The 16,561-nt window shown below is 65.7% G+C and carries 11 protein-coding genes; 5 read left to right on the top strand and 6 right to left on the bottom strand.

Translation table 11 applies throughout. The annotated features are described in order from the left end of the window. The 3 genes from GTP44_RS03295 to GTP44_RS03285 all read left to right on the top strand — a co-directional run bounded on the left by GTP44_RS03295 (position 1) and on the right by GTP44_RS03285 (position 7,034). Positions 1–1,146 carry a glycerate kinase gene (locus GTP44_RS03295; RefSeq protein WP_161018310.1) on the top strand — a complete coding sequence of 382 codons (1,146 nt, stop codon included), beginning with the start codon at positions 1–3 and terminating at the stop codon, positions 1,144–1,146. A 39-nt stretch (positions 1,147–1,185) separates the two neighbouring features. After that, complete coding sequence (locus GTP44_RS03290) at positions 1,186–3,618, top strand: hybrid sensor histidine kinase/response regulator (protein WP_229256757.1); 2,433 nt, start codon at positions 1,186–1,188, stop codon at positions 3,616–3,618. A 92-nt stretch (positions 3,619–3,710) separates the two neighbouring features. Beyond that, the gene (locus GTP44_RS03285) at positions 3,711–7,034 is read left to right on the top strand and encodes an exo-rhamnogalacturonan lyase family protein (protein WP_202423960.1); all 3,324 of its coding nucleotides are present in this window, start codon (positions 3,711–3,713) and stop codon (positions 7,032–7,034) included. Positions 7,035–7,038: 4 nt separating this feature from the next. Here the strand turns inward: GTP44_RS03285 and GTP44_RS03280 are convergent, their stop codons facing one another. The 4 genes from GTP44_RS03280 to GTP44_RS27115 form a co-directional block, all read right to left on the bottom strand. Next, positions 7,039–7,545: a TspO/MBR family protein gene (locus GTP44_RS03280; protein WP_161018308.1), complete on the bottom strand. Its 507-nt coding sequence runs from the start codon at positions 7,543–7,545 to the stop codon at positions 7,039–7,041. A gap of 453 nt (positions 7,546–7,998) precedes the next feature. Beyond that, a complete protein-coding gene (locus GTP44_RS03275; RefSeq protein ID WP_161018307.1) occupies positions 7,999–9,330 on the bottom strand; it encodes an amino acid permease in 1,332 nt (443 codons plus the stop codon). 67 nt (positions 9,331–9,397) lie between these two features. Next, positions 9,398–10,009, bottom strand: a complete 612-nt coding sequence (locus GTP44_RS03270) for a dipeptidase (RefSeq protein ID WP_229256756.1) — start codon at positions 10,007–10,009, stop codon at positions 9,398–9,400. Beyond that, positions 9,969–10,262 (bottom strand): hypothetical protein, encoded by a 294-nt coding sequence (locus GTP44_RS27115; RefSeq protein ID WP_202423958.1) that lies wholly within the window; start codon positions 10,260–10,262, stop codon positions 9,969–9,971. The genes GTP44_RS03270 and GTP44_RS27115 overlap by 41 nt, the downstream gene beginning before the upstream one ends. 137 nt (positions 10,263–10,399) lie before the next feature. Between GTP44_RS27115 and GTP44_RS03265 the strand changes: the two genes are divergently transcribed. After that, the gene (locus GTP44_RS03265; RefSeq protein ID WP_229256755.1) at positions 10,400–11,620 is read left to right on the top strand and encodes a cyanophycinase; all 1,221 of its coding nucleotides are present in this window, start codon (positions 10,400–10,402) and stop codon (positions 11,618–11,620) included. A gap of 14 nt (positions 11,621–11,634) precedes the next feature. After that, positions 11,635–12,534, top strand: a complete 900-nt coding sequence (locus GTP44_RS03260; RefSeq protein WP_161018306.1) for a MurR/RpiR family transcriptional regulator — start codon at positions 11,635–11,637, stop codon at positions 12,532–12,534. A gap of 14 nt (positions 12,535–12,548) precedes the next feature. Here the strand turns inward: GTP44_RS03260 and GTP44_RS03255 are convergent, their stop codons facing one another. Both GTP44_RS03255 and GTP44_RS03250 read right to left on the bottom strand, forming a co-directional pair. After that, a complete protein-coding gene (locus GTP44_RS03255) occupies positions 12,549–15,500 on the bottom strand; it encodes a sensor histidine kinase (RefSeq protein ID WP_161018305.1) in 2,952 nt (983 codons plus the stop codon). A gap of 51 nt (positions 15,501–15,551) precedes the next feature. After that, positions 15,552–16,457, bottom strand: a complete 906-nt coding sequence (locus tag GTP44_RS03250; protein ID WP_161018304.1) for an alpha/beta fold hydrolase — start codon at positions 16,455–16,457, stop codon at positions 15,552–15,554. Positions 16,458–16,561: the final 104 nt, after the last annotated feature.

Here is a 16,561-nt window from a genome sequence, read left to right as displayed (position 1 = left end):
ATGAAAATAGTCATAGCACCCGATTCGTTCAAGGAGAGCCTGACGGCGATGGCCGTGGCCAACCAGATCGAGGCCGGTTTCCGCGACATATTCCCCGATGCCGACTACCGCAAGCTGCCGGTGGCGGACGGCGGCGAGGGTACGGTGCAGGCCATGATCGACGCCAGCGGCGGCAAGCTGGTGGCGCTGCGTGTCACCGGTCCGCTCGGCGCGCCGGTGCCGGCTTTCTATGGGCTGATGGGCGATGGCCGGACGGCGGTGATCGAGATGGCCGCCGCCAGCGGCCTGGAACTGGTGCCGCCATCGCAGCGCAATCCGCTGCACACCACCAGCTTCGGCACGGGTGAGTTGATCATGAACGCGCTGAACGCCGGCGCGCGCCGCTTCGTGCTGGGCATCGGCGGCAGCGCCACCAACGACGGCGGCGCTGGCATGCTGCACGCGCTGGGTGGCCGTTTGCTCGACGCCGGCGGCGCCGACCTGCCGCCCGGCGGCGGTGCGCTGAATCATTTGGACCGCATCGAGCTGTCCGGCCTCGACGCGCGTATCGGCGACTGCGTGTTCGAGGTGGCCTGTGATGTCGACAACCCGCTGGTCGGCCCGCAGGGCGCCTCCGCCATCTTCGGCCCGCAGAAAGGCGCCACGCCGGACATGGTGGCGCGGCTGGATGAGAATCTGCGCCACTACGCCGACGTCATCGCGCGGGACCTCGGCAAGCAGGTGGCGGACGTGCCGGGTGCCGGCGCCGGCGGCGGCATCGGCGCGGCCATGCTGGTTTTCCTCGGTGGCAGCTTGCGTCCTGGTAGCGAGATTGTGGCCGACGCTGTCGGCCTGGATGCGGCCGTGGCCGACGCGGATCTGGTGATCACCGGCGAGGGCCGCATCGACGGCCAGACCGTCAACGGAAAAACGCCGATCGGCGTGGCGCGTGTGGCGCGGCGCCACGGCAAGCCGGTGATCGCCATCGGCGGTGCGCTCGGCGTCAACGCGGCGGCGGTGCACGAACACGGCATCGATGCGGTATTCGGCTCGGTCAGCCGTCCTTGCACGGTGGAGGAGGCGCTGGCCGCCGCCGCTGTCAACGTGCGTGGCGCGGCGCGCAACATCGCCGCCACAATACAGTTGGGCGCGCGGCTGAAGTTGTGATAAAGTCATCTACCATGTAAAGGCACGAGGATGACTTTCATGGCGCGAGGCAGGCCGTCGATCAAGGTGCAAATCTATAGTCTGGTGTGGGTCTGCGCCTTGCCAGCCGTGGTGGGATTTGCGCTGCTGACCGCGCACTTCGTTGAACGTGAGCGTGACCAGATCAAGCTCGATACGCTGATCATGGCGCGTGCCGCGGCCCAGGCGGTGGAGCGCGATCTCAACACCGGCATCACCGTGGCGCTGGCGCTGGCCAATTCGCCCAGTCTTGACCGCGGCGACTTCGCTGCCTTTTATGCGGAGGCCAACAAGTCCCTGCGACCTGAATTCCCCGGTATTAATTTTGTGCTCAGCGACCGTCATTCGGTCCAATTGCTGAATACCCTTCGGCCCTTTGGCCAGCGGCTGTCCGATCCCGGTAGCGCGGATCGCATCCGCAAGGTCTTTGAGACCGGCAAACCGGTGGTCTCCGATGTGTTCATCGGCGGCGCGTTGAAACGTCCGCTGGTGGCGATCCACGCGCCGGTGCTGCGTGGCGATCAGGTGAAGTATGTGATCTCGGTCGGCTTCGTGCCCGAAAAGATGGGCAATGTGCTCAATGAGCAGCGGCTGCCGCCAGACCGTGTCGCGGCCATCCTCGATCAGCGCGGCGTGATCGTGGCGCGCACGCTGGACCCTGAAAAGCACGTCGGCCAAAAAGCCGCACCGTCGCTGTTGGCGCAGATGCCGTCGCGCCACGAGGCGGCAGTGGAGGCGGTGACGCTGGAGGGGATGCCGGTGTATTCGATGTACAGCCGATCGCCAGCCAGTGGCTGGTCGGTGGTGATCGGCGTGCCGCGCAGCGTGGTCTGGTCCGAGATGGCGGCGTCGGTCAAGTGGATCGGCCTGTTCGTGACGACACTGCTGGTGGCGGGTTTCTGCCTGGCGTGGGGGTATGCGCGCCGGCTAAACCGTTCGGTGGAACTGGCGGATGCCGCCAAGGATGCCTTCGTCGCCAACATGAGCCACGAGCTGCGCACGCCGATGAACGCGGTGCTGGGCATGGCGCACCTGCTGGGCACCACCAGGCTGTCGCCGGAGCAGAAGCGTTATCTGGAAATGATCCGCGCGTCGGGCCAGTCGCTGCTGGGTATCCTGAACGACATTCTGGATTTTTCCAAGATGCAGGCGGGGAAAGTGGAACTGCATCCGGTGCGTTTCAAGCTCGATGATGTGATGCACTCGCTGGCGAGCATCATGAGCGTCAGCGCCGGCGAGAAGGATCTGGAACTGTGCATCGGCGTCGATCCCGATGTGCCGCGTGTGCTGTGTGGCGACGCGCTGCGGCTGCAGCAGGTGCTGGTCAACCTGGCCGGCAATGCGATCAAGTTCACCGAGCGCGGCGAAGTGTCCGTGCTGGTGCAGCGCGTTGGCGGCGAGCCGCTGACGCTGCGCTTCTGCGTCCGCGACACCGGTATCGGCATGAATGAAAAGCAGCTGGCCCGCCTGTTCTCGCCATTCATGCAGGGCGACCTGTCGTTCACCCGGCGCTTCGGCGGCACCGGACTGGGACTGACCATCTCCAAAAATCTGATCGAGATGCTGGGCGGGACCATCCAGGTGACCAGCGAACCAGGCAAGGGCAGTGAGTTCCAGTTCACGCTGGCGTTCAAGGATGGCGGCGAGGTCGAGACACCTTCCGGCAATAAGCTGCACGTGCTGGTGGTGGACGATAACCGCACCAGCCGCAACTTCCTCAGCAAGACGATACGCGCCTGGCACTGGACCAGCGACTGCGCCGCCTCCGGCGAAGAAGCGCTTGAACGGCTGCGCGCCGGCACGCGGTACGACGTGGTGCTGGTCGATAGTTGGATGCCGGGCATGGATGGCATGGCCACCATGCGCGCGGTCCAGCAACTGGCGCCGGTGCCGGTGATCTGCATGGTCAACGCCTACGGTCGCGGCAAGCTGGTACAGAACATGGCGGAAGCCGGCGCCGCCTTCCTCACCAAACCCGTCACCGCTTCCAGCCTGTTCGACGCGGTGCAGACCGCGTTGGCGCCGGGCCGTGAGGATGGCGGCGTGCCCGAGGCGCCGCAAACGCCGATGCTCGATGGCGTGCGCATTCTGCTGGTCGAAGACAATCCGATCAACCAGAACGTCGCCAAAGGCATACTGGAACAGGCGCGCGCCTCGGTAACGGTGGCCGACAATGGCCAGGTGGCGGTGAACCTGTTGCGCGCGGATGCCGGCTACGACGTGGTGCTGATGGACGTGCAGATGCCGGTGATGGATGGTTTCAGCGCCACCCGCATCATTCGCGGCGAGCTGGGATTGGCGCTGCCGGTGATTGCCATGACGGCTGGCGTGATGGCCTCCGAGCGCGAACAGTGCACGGAGGCGGGCATGGACGATTTCATCGCCAAGCCGATCGACGTGGAGCAGATGTTCACTACCCTGGCGCGGCACGTGACCGTCAGTGCATCGATGTGACGGCGGCTGATTGCTCATTTTTGTGAGCACGCGGTGCTTTGCATCTATGGTACTGTCGGCAGTCCAGTACAACTACCAGGGAGCTTGGCAGCATGAGTGCATCGCTTGAACGTCGGCAGTTCTTCAAGTTCGCGGCATTGTTGACGGGGGGCGCTGCGGGACTGAGCGACACCGGCGTGGCGGCCGCCGCGACGACGCGCGATTCGGCCGCGTCTTCGGCGGGACCAGGCGAGACGGGGCTGCACTGGCTGGAAGGCGTGCCTGCCAGCTTTCAGGGGGTGACCTGGGGTGTGCCATGGCCGCAAGGGCGCGTGCCCGGCGACGCGAGGTTCGAACTGGGGCCGGATGGACGTGCGGTGCAATCGTGGCCGCTGGCCTATTGGCCGGATGGCTCGCTGAAGTGGTCGGCGCACGCACTGGCGCCTGACGCCGGTGGCGTCGCGCCGGCGAATGGCTACACGCTGCATCCGCTGCTCGACGCTACCGGGCGCGCGGTGCCCAACGGCGCATCGTCGTCCGCCGGCATGCTGGCGCTGGAGCGTGACGGCGCGATTGTTGTCGATACGGGGCCGTTGCAATGCTCGGTGGTGCGGCAGGGCGCTATCTTGTTGACGGCCGTGAAGCGGGCGGGCAAGCAGATGTTGCAGGATGGGCGGTTGGTGCTGCTCGTGGAGGGTGCGGCGGAGGATGAGGACAACGCGGCCGGGCGAAAGGCGTTCGACAGCACCATCGCCACGGCCACGCTGGAGCAGAACGGACCGCAGCGCGCCGTGGTGCGCGTCACCGGCACGCACAAGCATGCCGATGGCGGCACGCTGCTGCCGTTCACCGTGCGCCTGTACTTCTACAAAAACTCGGACGCGATCCGCGTGGTGCACACGCTGGTGTACGACGCCGATCCGCGGCAAGCCTTCATCCGGGGCGTCGGCCTGCGTTTCAATGTGCCGTTGGCAGGGCCGCTGCATGATCGCTATATCCGTTTCGTCGGCGCCAACGGCGGGGTGTTTGCGGAGGCGGTGCAAGGCCTCACCGGTCTGCGCCGTGACGGCGGTGCGGCGGCGGAAGCGCAACTGCAAGGCCGCGCCGTGACGGCGGACAGCATGCCGGCCAATGTCAGCAAGAATCTGCGCTACATTCCCGCCTTTGGCAGCTACACGCTGCTGCAATCGCATCCGGATGGCTACAGCATCAACAAGCGCACCAGCCCAGGCCACGGCTGGATTCATGCCGCCAGCGGCCAGCGCGCCGCCGGTGTCGGCTATCTCGGCGCGCCGGAGGGCGGTATCGCGTTCGGTATCCGTAATTTCTGGCAGAGCTATCCCGGACAAATCGACATTCAGGGCGCCGAAACCAGCCAGGCCACGGTCACGCTTTGGCTTTGGGCTCCGAAGGCTCAGGCCATGGATCTGCGCTTTTATCACGACGGCATGGGCGAAACCGATCATGCCAAACAGCGCGACGCGCTCGATATCACTTACGAGGATTATGAGCCGGGCTTCGGCACGCCATACGGCGTGGCCCGCACCAGCGAACTGGAACTGCAGCTGTTGCCCGCGACGCCAACGCACGAACAACTGGTGGCCATCAGCCAGCGCATGCAGTCACCGCCGCTGCTGACCGCGTCGCCGCAGCGATTGCACAGCGCCGGAGTGTTCAGCGAATACTGGCATCCAGTCGCCTCTCAGCCGACCAGGCTCGATCAACAATTGGCCTGGGCCTTTGATTTCTACCGCCAGCAGATCGAAGACCGGCGCTGGTACGGCTTCTGGGATTACGGCGATGTGATGCACAGCTACGACCAGCAGCGTCACGTCTGGCGCTACGATGTTGGCGGCTTCGCCTGGGATAACTCGGAACTCAGCACCGAGATCTGGCTGTGGCACTATTACCTGCACAGCGGACGCGCCGATGCGTTCCGCGTCGCCGAGGCTATGACCCGTCACACCGGCGAGGTCGATGTACATCATATCGGGCCATTCAGTCCGCTCGGCACGCGCCACGGCGTCCAGCACTGGGGCGACAGCGCCAAGCAGTTGCGCGTCTCCACCGCCATCAACCGCCGCTTCTTCTACTACTTGAGCGCCGACGAGCGCACCGGCGATCTGCTGCGCGAGCAGGTGGACGCGGTCGAGCGACTGCGCACCATTCTCCCGGCCCGCAAGATCGGCCAGCAAGCGCCGGAGCAGGACCCGGAACACCATGCCAGCGTGGGCTTCGGCACCGACTGGGGCGCGGTGGCGGCGGCCTGGTTCACCGAATGGGAGCGCGGCGGGCAGCCGAAGTATCGTGACAAACTGCTAAACAGCATGGCCAGCATCGCCGCGCGACCATTGGGTTTCCTCGCCGGTGGCGGCGTGATGGACTTGCGTACCGGCGTCTTCCTGCCCGATCCGGATAAAAAGGTCAGCGTCTCGCATCTGAGCGCCGTTTTCGGCCTGCCGGAAATCGCCAGCGAATTGATACGCACGGTGCCGCAAGCGGCTTTCCGCGAGGCGTGGTTGCGCTACTGCCGGCTGTACAGCGCGAGCGCCGAAGAACAGAAAGCGGAACTGGGCAAGGATCTGGGCAAGCTCAATCTGGGCCAGGGGCACGCCCGCCTGCTGGCTTACGCCGCCGTGCAGCAGCAAGACAACGCCATGCTGAAACGTGCATGGGCGCAGTTTCATGAAGGCCGCGCGGGGCTGAAAGACAAGGACCTGGCATCGCGCCGCGTAAAACCGCCGCTGGTGCTGAACGAGGTCGAAGAGGCGCCGACGCTATCCACCAACGCCGTCGCCCAATGGGGACTCGGTGCGATGGGCATGCTGGCGCTGGAAGCGCAGGCTGGCAACGCCGTGCTGGCGCGGGACGATTTTCAGCGCTTCGATCCGCAGACTTGGGCGGTGGAGGCGGAAGCCGGCAACACCACGGCGGCGTATGTGGAGCGCGGCGCGCTGGTGCTGCATGCGGATCGTGGTTTGACGGTGTGGCTGCGCCAACAACTGCTCGGCCACTACGAAATCAGCTTCACCCGCACGGTGCTGGCGGACGGCCGCCTGTCGGATCTGAACTTCTTCTGGGAGGCGCAGCTGCCACAGGGTTTCACGCAGTCCGGCAAACTGGAAGCGTATGACAAGCTCAAACTTTTCTACGCCGGCATCGGCGGCAACACCAACAGCACTTCGCGCTTCCGCTATTACGACGGTAGCGGTGCGCGGAATCTGCTGCAGGATTACACGGCGCCTGAGTACCTGCTGAAAGCCGGCCACGCGTATCGGGTCCGCATTGTGGTCGATGCGCGTGGCACCCGCTTGTTTGTGGACGACAAGGAGTTTTTCAACGCTCCCGGCCCGCTGCTGGGCGGCGGTTACTTCGGGTTCCGCACCACGCAGTCACGCCAGAAGGTGGAGCACTTCGCCGTGCGCCGCATCGCTTGAGGCTTCACAGCAGCCCGGGATTGCGTTGCCAGATGCTGTAGCAAAGACAGGTGGCGAAACTGACCCAGGCGATGTAGGGCACCAAGATTAGTCCGGCCCAGCGATCACGCCGCCAGAAGGCGCGGGTGGTGGCGGCGATCAATAGCCACAGCACCAGGATTTCGACAAACGCCACCGCGCCCAGATGCCAGCCGAAGAACAGCCAGGTCCACAGCGCGTTGGCCACCAGCTGCACCACATACAGCGTTAGCTCAGGGCGCGCGCCGGTTGGCGGCGCGGCGCGCTGCACGCGCCATGCGGCGACCGCCATTAGCAGATAGAGCACCGTCCACGCCGGCCCGAACAGCCAGGGCGGCGGCGCCCATTCGGGACGGTTCAGCTGTTGATAAAACCCGGCGGCCTGCGACGAGGCGAACGCGCCGATGGCGGCAAAGAGAAAAGTCAGCACCAGCCAGCCAGCTAATGCGGGCAGCCGCAAGGGCCGGGGTGTTGTGGTTGCGTGCGTCGGCATGGCAAAGTCCTCGGAAACGTGGGGCAGCATGATGATAACGGCAGATGCGCGGCGCGTCTGTACGCCAGTCCACGTCGGGTGGGCATGGTCCGAATTATAGTGCCCCCATGATCGGCCAGCTTTCCAGTTCAATGCCGCTCGGAATTGAGCGGCGCCATGCCGCCGCACTTGCTACCATGCGCGGGCATGGAATCGCCCAAAGTGAGGTAACGCATGAGCCAGGTGAATAGCCGCGTCCGCAGCTGGTGCGCGACGCATGGCAGTCCCTGAACGGTGGCTGGGACTTCGCCTTCGACGATGAGCGCCGTCCCCCGGTGGCCGCATCCTGACGCTGCACGGCTTTCCGCATCGCGGTCGCCGACACCTTCCAGGAAACCAACGGCCTGCTGACGGCGTACCGTCAGCCCAAGGTGTCGCTGGAACTGATCCGCGCCGCCACGCGCAGCAATCAGCCTAGCGCCTGACGCCCAGCTTGTAGCCGATGGCCAGCACCGCCAGCCAGACCGGGATCAGGTACACCGACAGTTGCAGATCGGGCGTCAGGTACATCACCACCAGAATGGCGGCCAGGAAGATCAGGCACAGGTAGTTGGTCAGCGGGTAGCCCAGGCTGCGGAATTGCGTGGCCTGGCCGTTGGCCTTTTTCTGCGCGCGGAAGCGCAGGTGTATCCAGCTGATCAAGCCCCAGTTGATGATCAGCGCCGACACCACGAGCCCCATCAAAAAGCCGAACGCTCTGGCCGGCATGAAGTAGTTGACCGCCACGCAGACGCCGGTGGCCAGCGCCGACACGCCGAGCGCCGTCAACGGCACGCCGCGCGCGTTGACCTTCAGCAGCGCCTTCGGCGCGTTGCCTTGTTTGGCCAGGCCGTACAGCATGCGCGTGTTGGAGTACACGCCGCTGTTGTAAACCGACAGCGCGGCCGTCAGCACCACCAGGTTGAGCGCGTGCGCCACCATATTGCTGTTCAGCGCATGGAAGATCAGCACGAACGGGCTGCCGCTGGTGACCACCTTCTGCCATGGGTACAGCGACAGCAGGATGGCCAGCGCGCCGATGTAGAAGAGCAGAATGCGGTAGATGGCCTGGTTGGTGGCCTTGGGGATGGACTGCGACGGGTTGTCCGCCTCGGCGGCGGTGATGCCGATCAGTTCCAGTCCGCCAAAGGAGAACATGATCACCGCCATCGCCATCACCAGGCCGCCGACGCCGTTGGGGAAGAAACCGCCGTGCCGCCACAGGTTGGCGACGCTGGCTTGCGGGCCGGCGTCGCCGGACACCAGCAGGTAGGCGCCGAACAGGATCATGCCGACAATGGCCAGCACTTTAATGATGGCGAACCAGAATTCCATCTCGCCGAAGGCCTTGACGTTGAACAGGCTGATGGCGTTGATGATGGCGAAGAACACCAGCGCCGACACCCAGGTCGGTACCGCCGGCCACCAGTACTGGACGTAGATGCCGACCGCCGACAGCTCGGCCATGCTGACCAGCACATACAGCACCCAGTAATTCCAGCCCGCCATGAAGCCGGCCCAGTGCCCGCAGTATTTGTCGGCGAAGTGGCTGAAGGAGCCGGCCACCGGCTCGTCCACCACCATCTCGCCCAGCTGGCGCATGATGAAAAAGGCGATCAGGCCGGCCACGCCGTAGCCCAGCAACACCGACGGTCCGGCCATCTGGATCGTCTGCGCGATGCCGAGGAACAGGCCGGTGCCGATGGCGCCGCCCAGCGCGATCAACTGAATGTGCCGGCTTTTCAGGCCGCGCTTAAGCTCACTCATCTGCTTCCCTGTGTGAGATTGGAAAAATTAATTTTCGCACAAACTTGTGGGCAGGCTTCAACTTCTTTTATGCCCATACTGAATCGGCCACGCGCAGGAAGTTCGTGCCGAGGATTTTTTCGATCCGGCCGCTGTTGTGGCCACGCCGGGCCAGCAGGTCGGCCAGCCGCCGGAATTTGTCCACGCCCATCAGGTCTGGCAGGAAGGGCACGATATCCGGCCGCTCTCCCGGCGCGCTGATGCCGGCGGCGCGGCGCTGGCGCACTTCGTCTTCCAGCTCTTTCAGGTAGTCGGCCATGTGGTCGATCTGCGTCACGCTGCCATCGGTGCCGATGCCCACATGGTCTTCACCGCAGATGTCGATGGCGTGTTCGATGTGGCGGATCAGGTCCTCCGCCGTCGGCTGGCGCCCGGTGGCGAGGAAGGGCATGAAGTAGATGCCGACAAAGCCGCCTTGGTCCGCCACGCGCCGCAGTTCCTTGTCGCTCTTGTTGCGCGGCAGGTCGGTGACGGCCCGGCATCCGGTGTGGGTGATCATGACCGGCGCCTTGGAGGCGGCCGTGGCGTCGAGGCAGATTTGCTCGCCGCTGTGACTCAAGTCCACCACGACACGGTGGCGGTTCAGCTCCGCCACCACGTCATGGCCGAACGGCGTCAGGCCCCGGTTGGTGGGCACCATGGCGCCGTCGCCCAACTGGTTCGGCGCGTTGTAGGTCAACTGGATAATGCGCACGCATGTTGAAGGCGGTCAGGCCGGAGGCCTTGGCGTCGGACATCGAGCGGGTGTCGATGCCGAAGTCGTTGGCCACATCCTCACGCCGGCTTGACGGCAGATTCATATTGTCGATGCCGCCCAAGGCGTCGATGATCAGCGGGCGCCGGTCGCGCGGGCTGGCGGCGGCGCGGTGGAGGAAGATGCGGCGGTCGGTCATGCGGCCTCCTTGTCAGAATCGCATAAATTATAATCTGCGCGATGCGCCGCTGGCATGCGGCCTCAGGATTTATAATGGCGGGGAACAGTTGCGCCGCCGCGAATCAGGGCGGCCCTTATCAAAGACAGGGATATCGTATGACGAGTTTTGCAAAAGCCATGCGCGTGTTGTGCGCATCGTTGGTGTCGTTCGTGGTGCTGGTTTCACACGCGGCCGAGGCGCCCCCCAAGGGTAATCTGCTGATCGCCGGCGGCGCGGTGCGGGCCGACAACGCCGACGTGTGGGGACGGCTGGTCGAACTGGCCGGCGGCAAGGGCGCCCGCATCGCCGTCATGCCCAGCGCCGCCGGCAACCCGCAGCGCTCCGGCACCAACCTGGTCGCGATCCTGAACAAATACGGCGCGCAAGCCTTCGCCGTGCCGGTGGCGGTACGCCTTAAGGGCCGCGATTACACGCGCGACGCGGAAGATGAAACGCTGGCCAAATCCATCCGCGAGGCGGGCGGCGTCTATTTCTCGGGCGGTGACCAGGGCCTGATCACCAAGGCGCTGGTGCGCCCGGACGGCAGCCGCACCGCCGTGCTGCAAGCGATCTGGGATGTGTATCAAAAGGGTGGGGTGATCGGCGGCAGCAGCGCCGGCGCGGCCATCATGAGCAGCACCATGTATTACGAAGCCAAGACGGTGCTGGGCACCCTGAGTGTCGGCGTCAACGATGGCCAGGAGCTGGCGCCGGGGCTGGGCTTCGTTGGCAAGGACTTGTTCGTCGACCAGCACCTGCTGGCGCGGGGCCGCTTCGCGCGCATGCTGCCGGCGATGCTGAAGAAGGGTTACAAGCAGGGGCTTGGCATCGATGAGAATACGGCGATTATCGTCAACGGCAAGCGTGAGGTGGAAGTGGTCGGCTATCAGGGCGCGCTGTTGCTGGACCTGTCGCTGGCCAGTACCAATAGCCAGGAGAAGGACTTCAACCTGTCGAACGCGCGCATCAGCTATCTCGATCACGGCGACCGTTACAACCTGTTGACGCGCCAGTACACGCCGTCCGCCGACAAGGCCGGTGGCAAGCTCGACCCGGCCAGTCCGTTCCTCAATGAACAGGTGTATTCGGCCGATATGCTGGGCCACAACACGGTGCTGGTGATGATGGAAAAGCTGATCAACAACGCGCGCGACACGGCGATTGGCATCGCCACGGCGGCACCGGGCGATCCGCGCGAAGACCTGGGCTTTGAATTCAAGCTGACCCGCGATGCCGAGAGTGTCGGCTACGAATCGGCCACCGCCGACGCCTACACCATCCTCAATCTGCGCATGGACGTGCGCCCGCTGAAGATCACGCGCCCCTGGTATCAATAAAAAACGAGTGCGGCATGACATCTGGAAAAGCGCTGGCGGCGGACGTCGCATTTGTTGAATCCGCACTGGGGCAGGTGCTCGCCGGCGTGCGCGCCGGCGGCTCGGCCTCGCATCGCAGCATCGCCGAATACCTGATGCGCAACCCGATGCGCGGCACCGCCTTGAAGATCGAAGAGATGGCGGAAGGCTGCAAAGTCTCCACCGCCACCATCAGCCGCTTCGCGCGCGACATCGGTTTCGCCAGCTACGGCAGCATGCGCAGCGCGCTGGCCGAGACCATGCACACCGCCATGCAGCCAGTGGAGAAGCTGCGCAACTCCATCACCCAACGAAAGGGCGCTGTGGCGCCGGGCGACGCCTGCTTGGAGTCCGCGCGCGTCAACCTGGCGGCCACCCGCGGCGCGCTGACGCAGCAGGAGCTGGACGCGGTGGCGCGCAAGATCACCCGCGCGCGCACCGTCTACGTGCTGGGAATGGGCCTGTCCTCCACCTACGCGGCGATGCTGGCGATGCATCTGCAACCGTTTTGCCAGCATGTGGTGGTGATGGCCGGGGCGGGCGGCACCGGCGTCGCCGCCGGCCACCTGGTGCACATGGGGCGAGGCGATGTGCTGGTGACGTTCTCGTTCCCGCGCTATGCGGCCGACGTGATGCGCCTGGCGCAGTTGGCACGCAACCGCGGCACCGGCGTGGTGGCGATCACCGATACGCCGTCGGCGCCGATGGCGGGCATGGCGGACCATGTGCTGTACGCCAGCAGCGCCCACATGGTCTTGTCGAGCAGCGGCGTGGCCGCCGTGGCGGTGATCGAGGCGCTGGTGGTGTCCCTGATGGTGTCCAACAAGGCCAATTTGAAGAAGGCCGCGCACCTGACCGAGGTGATTTCCGGGTACCTGGTCAACGGCGAGGCTTAGCGGCCATACTATTCTTATTCGCACACCGCGTATTGATAGGCCAAGGTCAGGCGCCATTCGGTGCCGGCGCCGGCGTTGCTGTGCAGCTTGAGGCGTGCCTTGATCCGCTCCGCCCGTTCGTGCATGCCGCGGATGCCCCAGTGATTGTGGCGTCCTCCGGCGGCCTGCACGTCGGTCGGGATGCCGCCGCCGTCATCGCGTATGCTGAGCCGAAGCTCGCGCGCGTCGTAGTGCAGCCGGGCGGTGATGTGGTCCGCCTGCGCGTGGCGGCAGGCGTTGGCGATGGCCTCCGTCGCAATCGCCAGCAGCTCGTCGTAAATCAGTGTATGCAGTCGGCGTGGCTGGCCGGTGAGTTGCACGTCGATGGGCGCGGCGTCCGGCACGCGCAACTTGGCGCCCGCGCTGCGCAGCGCGGCAGCCAGGTCTTGTTCATCCGCCTCGCCGGTGCGCAGGTCGCGCACGCGATCGCGGCCCTCCAGCAGCGCATCGTCGGCCTGCTGCAGCGCCGCTTCGATCCGCACCCGCGCCGGCTCGCGCGACGACAGGCCGAGCACCGCCGCATGCACCTGCAGGATCATGCCCTGCACCGACTGCAGCACCGTGTCGTGCAGCTCGCGCGCGATGCGCTCGCGCTCCCTGGTGCGCTCCTGTAGCCGCGCCGAGACCTGCGTCGCGTAATTGCGCAAGCGCCAGCGATACAGCAGCCAGCAAGCGCTCAGCGGCGCCAGCGCGCACAAGGCCTTGAACCAGCGGCTTTGCACGACGGACGGCGCGATGCTGAAAGTCAGCGTGCTCGCCTGCGCGCTCCATTCGCCATTGTAGTTGGTCGCCTGCACGCTGAAGCGGTAGTCGCCCGGCCCGAGGTTGTTGTAATAGGCGGTGCGTCGCGCGCCGACGTGCTGCCATTGCGTGTCGACGCCATTGAGCCGGTAGCGGAAGGCGACGCGTTCCGGCATGGCCAGCGCCAATGCGGTGTAATCGATCTGCAGGGTGGTGCTGCCTTCCGGCAAGCGCAAGCCGTTCACCGCCGGCATCAGTTGGCCGGGCTGGCCGGCGGCGCGGATCTGCACCGCCGGCGCCGGCCCGAACTTGTGCTGCCGTGACGGGTCCAGCCGGAACACGCCGGTGGTGGTGGCCAGCCACAACTCGCCGTCGGCGGCCTGGATCATCGAGGGCACCGGCATGCGTACCGGGGCATTGCCCACCAGACCGTCCAGGCTGTCGAGGCGCTCGTAGCGCACGCGATAGCCCGGCGTGTCGGCCAGCCGCGCGATTTCCGTCGCCGGAATGTGAAACATGCCGTTGGCGGCATTGAGCCACAGGTCGCCGTTACTCAGCTCCACCATGCCGGACACCCCCTCGAACGCCACGCCGTCGATGCCGCCGACACTGACGAACTTGCCGTCGCGGCGCAGCGCGACGCCGTTTTCACCGCCAACCCACACATGCTCGCCGTGCAGATGCACGGCCTCGATCATGCCGACCTTCAACCCATCGGCCGGGCCGTAGTGGCGCCAGCGGCCATCCAGCCACTGCACCGCGCGGTTACGCGGATAGCCCAGCCACAGGCCTTGTTGCGGCGAACTGGCCAACACGCGCGGTGTGTCCGCCGGCATGCCGACCACCGTGTCCATGGATTCCCAGACGCCGTCGGTGTTCAGCCGGTACAGTCCGCGCTCCAGCATGCTTGCCCACAGATGGCCGGCGCTGTCGCTGGCCATGCTGCCGATCATGTCGTTCTTGGAGGGCAGGGCGAAGCGGCGCAGCCGCGGGCCGTGTTTTCGCCATAGTTCGCCGTAAGCGGACCACCATAGCGGGCCGGCCGGATCGCGATAAACGCCGATCGGATCGGTGCTCCAGCCGGCCGCGGTGGCGTGCCATGCTGGTTGCGCGCTGAAGCCGCCATCGCGCGAGCGGGTGTAGTGGAAGCGGCCGACCCACACGCCGGCGTCGTCGGCGGCCAGCGGATTGACGTCGGTTTCCACCGCCAGCGGCACGGCGGCAACACGCTTGCGGCGGAATCGGTCGATGCCGGTGGCGGTGGAAGTCCAGATGCTGCCTTCGCGGTCCTCGAAGATCGCGGCCACCCAGCGCCCGCTGAGTCCCTGCGCCGGGCCGCTTTGCTGCACGCCCCGTGGTGTATGGTGTTCGACGCCACCCATGCGGCCGACCCAAATGTCGCCCCGGCTGTCGAACAGCAGGCTGGCCGCATCGCCCTGGACCCGCCAGCTGGGCGGCGCCGCGCCGTTGGCCGGGGTGGTGAGGCGTAGCAGCCGCCCCTGCGGCGCGTCCCAACTCCAGACGCTGCCATCCGGCGTTTGCGCCACCACGCCATTGCCGCTGTCGCGGCTCATTTTGCGAAAGTGATGTGCCCCCGGCGCCAGCCGGAACACGCCTTGATTGCCTTGCGCCCAGAGGTTGCCGGTGCGGTCGCGCATCAGCGTTTTATAGGAGGTCATCGGCACCGAAAACGTCTGGCTCGCTTCGCGCCAGCGCTGGCCGTCGAGATGGAACAAGCCATTGGCGGTGGCGGCCCACAGCCGGTTGTCGCCGTCGCGCTCCAGGCCCCAGACGGCGCCGCTGGCCGGCAGGCCTTCGGTGTCGCCGTAGTGACGTAGGGTTTGATCGGTCAGCACGCTGACGCCGCCGTAGCGGTAGCCGATCCAGAGCGCGCCATCGGCGAAGGCGGTCAGCGTGGCGATGCCGCTGGCGGCCAGTTGGCGGCCCGGCTCGGCGTAACGCTCGAAGCGCACACCATCGAAGCGGAACAGTCCATTGTTACTGCCCAGCCATAGCCAGCCATCGGGCGTCTGCGCCATGGCGATCACCATCTGGGGCGCGCCCTCGCGGGCCGTCCAGCTGGTGTGGTGCATCGTGATCGGCGCGGGTGCGGGCACAGGCACGGCGTAGGCCGGCGCGACGCCGATCAACAGCAGCAATTTGAGAAGGAAACGACCTGCCGCCATGATTCAGAATGTGTGGTGGGAACCCACACATTCTATCGCCAGTCGCGCGGTTTATTGTAGAAATTGCACGAGCTTGGGCACGACGTCGGCGGTGGCTTCTTCCATCAGCCAGTGGCCTTTGCCTTGGATGACGACGCCTTCGACCTTGGTGTCGACCAGCTTAGCCTGGTCGATCAGCACCGTGCCCGAAGCCTTCTCGCCGGTGAGCACCAGCATCGGAATGTCCAGCGGCCGTTGCGCGTAGACAGCGAATTCGGCGGCGTCCTTCTCGAATGCGCGGAACACTTCGAAGCCGGCGCGCATGTGGCCGGGGCGGGCATATTCGGCTGTGTAGAACTGGCGGTCGGCCTCGCTGAGCGACTTGGTTTTGTCGGCGGCGAAGTCGTTCCAGAAATGTTCAAAGTAGATGCGCTCGCGCCCCGCCACCAGCGCCAGCGGCGTTTCGCCGTAGAAGTGGAAGTGCCACAGGTCGCGCAGCAGCCATACAGCGCGCCAGTTGCCAACGCCGGGCAGGAAGGCGTCCAGCAGCGCGATCCGGTTCACCTCTTGTGGATACTGGGCGGCGTAGGCGTAGGCCACCATCAGGCCGATGTCGTGCCCGACCACCTTGGCCGACTTGATGCCCAGGCCGGTCGCCAGCGCGTGCACATCCTGCGCCATCACCGACTTGGTGTACGGGCCGGCCGGCGTGGCGGACTGACCAAAGCCGCGCAGATCCGGCGCGATCACCAGATGGTCCTTGGCCAGCGCAGCGATCAGCGGCAGCCACATGTGGCTGGACTGGGTGTAGCCGTGCAGCAGGATGACCGGGTCGCCCTTGCCGGCCGACAGGTAGTGCAGGCGCACGCCATTGACGTCGGCGAAGTCGCTCTTCGGCGCCTGCGCACGGGCCGGCGCGTGCAGTGTCAGCAGGATCAGAAGGCCGCTGCACAGGGTTCTGATAAACGAAATTTTCATCTCACATCTCCTTGAAGGGTTCGTGCCGCCATCGTAGGAGAGGGTGGGGCGACGCACTACACCCGATAGGGTGGCTGCGCCGGCGACAGGCGGTGCTACACTGG

It is taken from the genome of Duganella lactea, from assembly GCF_009857505.1.
GTDB lineage: Bacteria > Pseudomonadota > Gammaproteobacteria > Burkholderiales > Burkholderiaceae_D > Rugamonas > Rugamonas lactea.
Note: the sequence above shows the minus strand (reverse complement) of the source record. Positions and strands in the feature narration are given on the sequence as shown.